This is a genomic window from Curtobacterium sp. B8, from assembly GCF_000333315.1.
Taxonomy (GTDB): domain Bacteria; phylum Actinomycetota; class Actinomycetes; order Actinomycetales; family Microbacteriaceae; genus Curtobacterium; species Curtobacterium luteum.
The window spans coordinates 1-4,390 of record NZ_BACW01000012.1; the positions used below are offsets into that span (position 1 = coordinate 1).

Sequence of the window (4,390 nt, forward strand, 5' to 3'; positions counted from 1 at the left end):
CGCACGTGTCGATCGAGCCGCGCTTCGTCGGACTCGTGCCGCGCGCGGTCGACGCGACGGGTGCCTGACCGGACGCGCGTGGCGGAACCGCGCCGCGCCTCCGGTCCGGCGCGCGGCCGACGCGACGAGTGCCAGACGGGAGGCGCTTGGCCGGCTCGCGCCGCGCCTCCGGTCCGGCGCGCGGCCGACGCGACCGGCGCCCGACGGGAGGCGCGTGGCGGACGCATGCTGCGCCTCCGGTCCGGCCGACGCGGCGGCGCCTCAGACGGTGTCGCCCTCGTCGCGGACGCGTGTCACGAGGGCCGCCCACGGACCGTCGAGCCGGCTGCCCGGGATCGAAACGGTGCGCTGCTCGAGCGTGATCGTCCACGTGAAGTCGTCGCGGACGACGGGCGACGGCGCCGGGACGTCGCCGGGGAGCGTCCCGACCAGGTCGGTCCAGGCGGCGGGGTCGTCGCAGGTGTCGGTGTCGACCTGCCAGCCCCGGGTGGTGCCGGCGAAGCCTCCGGACCGGCGGACCTCGATGTGCATGACCCGACCGTACGCCGAGCGGCGTGGGCGCGGGGGAGCGTCAGCCGAGGACGCCCACCGTCCGCCAGGCCTGCTGCACGGCGGTGTGCTCCCGCGAGTCGGTGCCGAACCGGGTGGCCGCCGCATCGACCGTGACCCCGGCGAAGCCCGCGAAGTCGATGGACGCGGTGACGGACTCCGACGTGAGGGCGTCCCACCACACGGCGCCGGCGCCGTCCCAGGCATTGCCGCCGATCGCCGTCGCCGCGAGGTAGAACGCGTGGTTCGGGATGCCGGAGTTCGTGTGCACCCCGCCGTTGTCGTCGGTCGTCTCGACGTAGCCGGCCATGGTCGCAGGCTGCGGGTCCTTGCCGAGCACCGGGTCGTCGTAGGCGGTGCCCGGCGCACGCATCGAGCGGAGCGCGACGCCCTGCACGCGCGGCGTGAAGAGCCCCTCGCCGATGAGCCACGAGGCCTGCTCTGCGGTCTGTCGGCGCGCGTACTGCAGCACGAGCGACCCGAAGACGTCGCTGATCGATTCGTTGAGCGCCCCGGACTGCCCCTGGTAGGTCAGGTCGGCGGTGTACTGGGTGACCCCGTGCGCGAGCTCGTGGCCGATGACGTCGACCGCGATCGTGAAGCGCTCGAAGACCTCGCCGTCGCCGTCACCGAAGACCATCCGGCTGCCGTCCCAGTAGGCGTTGTCGTAGTCCTGCCCGTAGTGCACCGTCGCGTCGAGGGGGAGCCCGGCGCCGTCGATCGAGACCCGGTCGAAGACCTCGAGCCAGAACGCGTGCGTGTCCCCGAGCCCTGTGTAGGCCTCGTCCACGGCGGGATCGCCGCTGTCGGGGTCGCCCTCGTGCCGGACCGGGTCACCGGGCAGCGTGGTGGTGCCGTGCGCGTCGGAGATCGTGCGCTGCGGCGACCGGTCGACCGTGCCGCTGACGGTCTGCGGACGCACCGCGTGCTCGTGCTTCGGCTGCTGGACGACGTCGAGCGAGGCCAGTGCGGTCCGCGCGGCGGAGGACGCGCGGGGGAACCCTGCCGCGTCGGCGTCGGCGACGGCGCGGAGGAGGTACGGCGGGACGACGGAGCGGAGGCACACGGTCGGGGTCATGTCCCGATGCTGGCACCCGGCACCGACACCGCGCCGGGAACGAGCGCCGGTCAGTCCTGTTTGCGGTTCGCCACGAGGCCGAGGGCGTACGACTGCCACCACTGGCCCGCTGCCGGTCCGCCGTTGCACGTGCCGTCGCTCAGGCCGGGCGTCTTCACCCAGAGCAGGGCGTCGAGTCGGCTGCTGCCCAGGGTCACGTGCGGTTCCTGACCGAGCCCCGCGCCGGAGGGGTTGCACCAGGTTCCCCGCCACCCCTGGCCGTTCCGCGAGACGTCGATGACGAAGTGCGGGTCGTCGCCGATCCGGTCGGCGAGCTCGTCGGCGTAGGCCCGCTCGGTGTCGACGCGGTAGAAGTTCGAGACGTTGGTGAAGAAGCCCTGCGTCCGGTCGACCCCCGCCTGCCGCAGCCACGACGCCTGCTGGGCGACCGGGACCCGCTTCTCGTTGCCGCCGTCGAGGTACACGGTGAGGCCGTGCCCGCTCAGCGCTCCGACGGCCTTCCGGAGCAGGGGCAGCCGGCTGTCCTGCAGTCGCTTGCACACGGCGATCTGCGCGATCGAGTCGGGTTCGACGAGGACGACCGCGTGCGAACCGGCCATGGCACGAGCGGCGGCACGCACCCAGGGCACGTAGCCGCTCGTGGTGCTGCCGCCCCTCGAGTAGTGCCCGCAGTCGCGGTCCGGCACGTTGTACAGCACGAAGACGGGGGTCCGGCCCTGCTGGCGGGCGCTCCGGACCACGTCGCGGATGGTCGCCCGGGTCGCCGCGACCGAGTCGTCCGTCAGCCAGGTGGCGATCGGCTGGTCGGCGATGACGGCGATCTCGCCGGCGGTCCGGTCGTCGCCGGCGGCGCGGGCCTCGGCCTCGCGGCGTCCGGGTTGGTTCTCCGATGCCGGTTGCACGGCGAGGCCGCCCGGGAACGCCTGGGCGGCCGTCCGGCGCTGCACCACCTGCCGCCCGTCCGGGGTCTGCCCTCCGCGGGGGAGGACGACCACGAGGGCGACCACGACCGTGACGACCGCGACGACCGCGGCGCCGATCCACGTCCACTGGCGGCGCGCCGACGACCGTCGGCTCGGCTGCGGGCGGTTCCCCTGGTCCGTCATGCCCCCATGCTCGCAGGCGCACCCCTGCTGCGGGGACCGGCTCCGGGCGTTCTGCCAGCGGCAGGCCAGCGGTTTCCCGAACGGGGTGCGCAACACTCTCCGGATGCTCCGGAAACTCCTCCTCCTCGCCCTGACCGCGGCCTACGCCTGGGTGATCTGGCGGATGACGCTGACGCCGCAGGTCTTCACGGCGGCGCAGGGGTCGCTCGTCGAGCACGCGATCGTGTGGGCGCAGCGGCTCACCGGCAGCGGCTGGCTCACCTACGACCGGACCGAGTTCCTGGCGAACATCGCCATGTTCGTCCCCGTCGGGATGCTGGCCGCGCTCTGGCTCCCGCGGCGCTGGTGGCTGCTCGGCGCGATCGTCGCCGTCGGGCTGTCGTGCGGCATCGAGTCGTACCAGGGCGCGTTCCTGCCCGATCGGGTGTCCGACCCGCGGGACGTCCTGTCGAACGGTCTCGGAGGGCTGCTCGGCGCGACGCTCGTCGGCCTGGTGCGGAGCCTCCTGCCGGCTCCCCGTCGCGGTCGTCTGCGGCCCCGGACGGCCTGAGGACCTGGTAGGCTTCTCCGGTTGCCGTCGAACGGCCGCGGACAAAGAGCGCTCGTGCATCAGGCACGGGCACCGCGCAACGGACAGGAAGGGGATCATCCATGGCACTTGACGCGAAGGTCAAGCAGGAGATCATCGAAGAGTACGCGACCCACCCGGGCGACACCGGATCCCCCGAGGTCCAGGTCGCCGTTCTGACGCGTCGCATCAACGACCTGAACGAGCACCTCAAGGAGCACAAGCACGACCACCACTCGCGTCGTGGTCTGCTGCTCATGGTCGGTCAGCGTCGCCGTCTCCTCGGTTACCTCTCCGACGTGGACATCAACCGCTACCGTGCGCTCATCGAGCGTCTCGGCCTGCGTCGCTGAGTCCGTCGCAGACACTGCTCGGCTGAACGCCCGGTCTTCCTCGGAAGGCCGGGCGTTCTCCGTACCCGGCCTGGAGGCCCGTGGGGACCGGGTGGGAATGGTTGCGCCGAGCGATCGGTTCGGTACGATGTTCATGCAAACGCATCGAAAGTCGGGAACCATCATGACCACCATCGCCGTCGTCTCCGCCGGACTGTCCGACCCCAGCTCCACCCGCCTGCTCGCCGACCGGCTCGGCCGGGCCGCCGCCGAGGCGCTCCTCGCGGACGGCACCCCGGCCGAGGTCGCACACGTCGAGCTCCGACCCGTCGCACACGAGATCATCGACGCGATGCTCACGGGCTTCGCCGCGCCCGCCCTGGCGACGGCGATCGCCACCGTGGTCGAGGCCGACGCCGTGGTCTTCGTCACCCCGGTCTTCACCGCCGGCGTGAGCGGCCTCGCGAAGTCGTTCCTCGACGTGGTCGACAAGGACGCCCTCGCCGACATGCCCGTGCTGCTCGGCGCCACGGGCGGGACGGCGCGGCACTCGCTCGCGATCGACCACGCCCTGCGGCCGGTGTTCGCCTACCTCCGTGCGGCCGTCGTGCCCACGGGGGTGTTCGCGGCCACCGACGACTGGGGGACCGAGGGCGACGCCGCAGCGCTCGAGGGGCGCATCCGTCGTGCCGGTGCCGATCTCGCCTGGGCGGTCCGGGCCTCCCGGCGGGTGCCGCAGCAGGCGGACGCNTCCCCG

The 4,390-nt window shown here is 73.0% G+C and carries 6 protein-coding genes; 3 read left to right on the forward strand and 3 right to left on the reverse strand.

Going from position 1 to position 4,390, the window contains the following annotated elements; all coding sequences use genetic code 11:
- Window positions 1-261: 261 nt before the first annotated feature.
- From I59_RS00175 to I59_RS00185, 3 genes are read right to left on the reverse strand one after another with little or no spacing between them, the layout of a single operon-like run.
- Entirely contained in the window at window positions 262-531 is a 270-nt protein-coding gene (locus tag I59_RS00175) for a protealysin inhibitor emfourin (RefSeq protein ID WP_022902136.1), read from the reverse strand.
- Between the two features lie 40 nt (window positions 532-571).
- The gene (locus I59_RS00180; protein WP_022902137.1) at window positions 572-1,627 is read right to left on the reverse strand and encodes a M4 family metallopeptidase; all 1,056 of its coding nucleotides are present in this window, start codon (window positions 1,625-1,627) and stop codon (window positions 572-574) included.
- 50 nt (window positions 1,628-1,677) lie between these two features.
- The gene (locus I59_RS00185; protein WP_022902138.1) at window positions 1,678-2,733 is read right to left on the reverse strand and encodes a glycoside hydrolase family 6 protein; all 1,056 of its coding nucleotides are present in this window, start codon (window positions 2,731-2,733) and stop codon (window positions 1,678-1,680) included.
- A gap of 103 nt (window positions 2,734-2,836) precedes the next feature.
- On the opposite strand from I59_RS00185, the gene I59_RS22440 reads away from it, so the two are divergent.
- The 3 genes from I59_RS22440 to I59_RS00200 form a co-directional block, all read left to right on the forward strand.
- Window positions 2,837-3,283: a VanZ family protein gene (locus I59_RS22440; RefSeq protein WP_022902139.1), complete on the forward strand. Its 447-nt coding sequence runs from the start codon at window positions 2,837-2,839 to the stop codon at window positions 3,281-3,283.
- A 101-nt stretch (window positions 3,284-3,384) separates the two neighbouring features.
- Window positions 3,385-3,654, forward strand: coding sequence for a 30S ribosomal protein S15 (gene rpsO / locus I59_RS00195; protein WP_022902140.1), 270 nt, complete (start codon window positions 3,385-3,387; stop codon window positions 3,652-3,654).
- 163 nt (window positions 3,655-3,817) lie between these two features.
- Window positions 3,818-4,390, forward strand: a 573-nt coding sequence (locus tag I59_RS00200) for a CE1759 family FMN reductase (RefSeq protein ID WP_022902141.1), incomplete at its 3' end; no start/stop codon positions are given.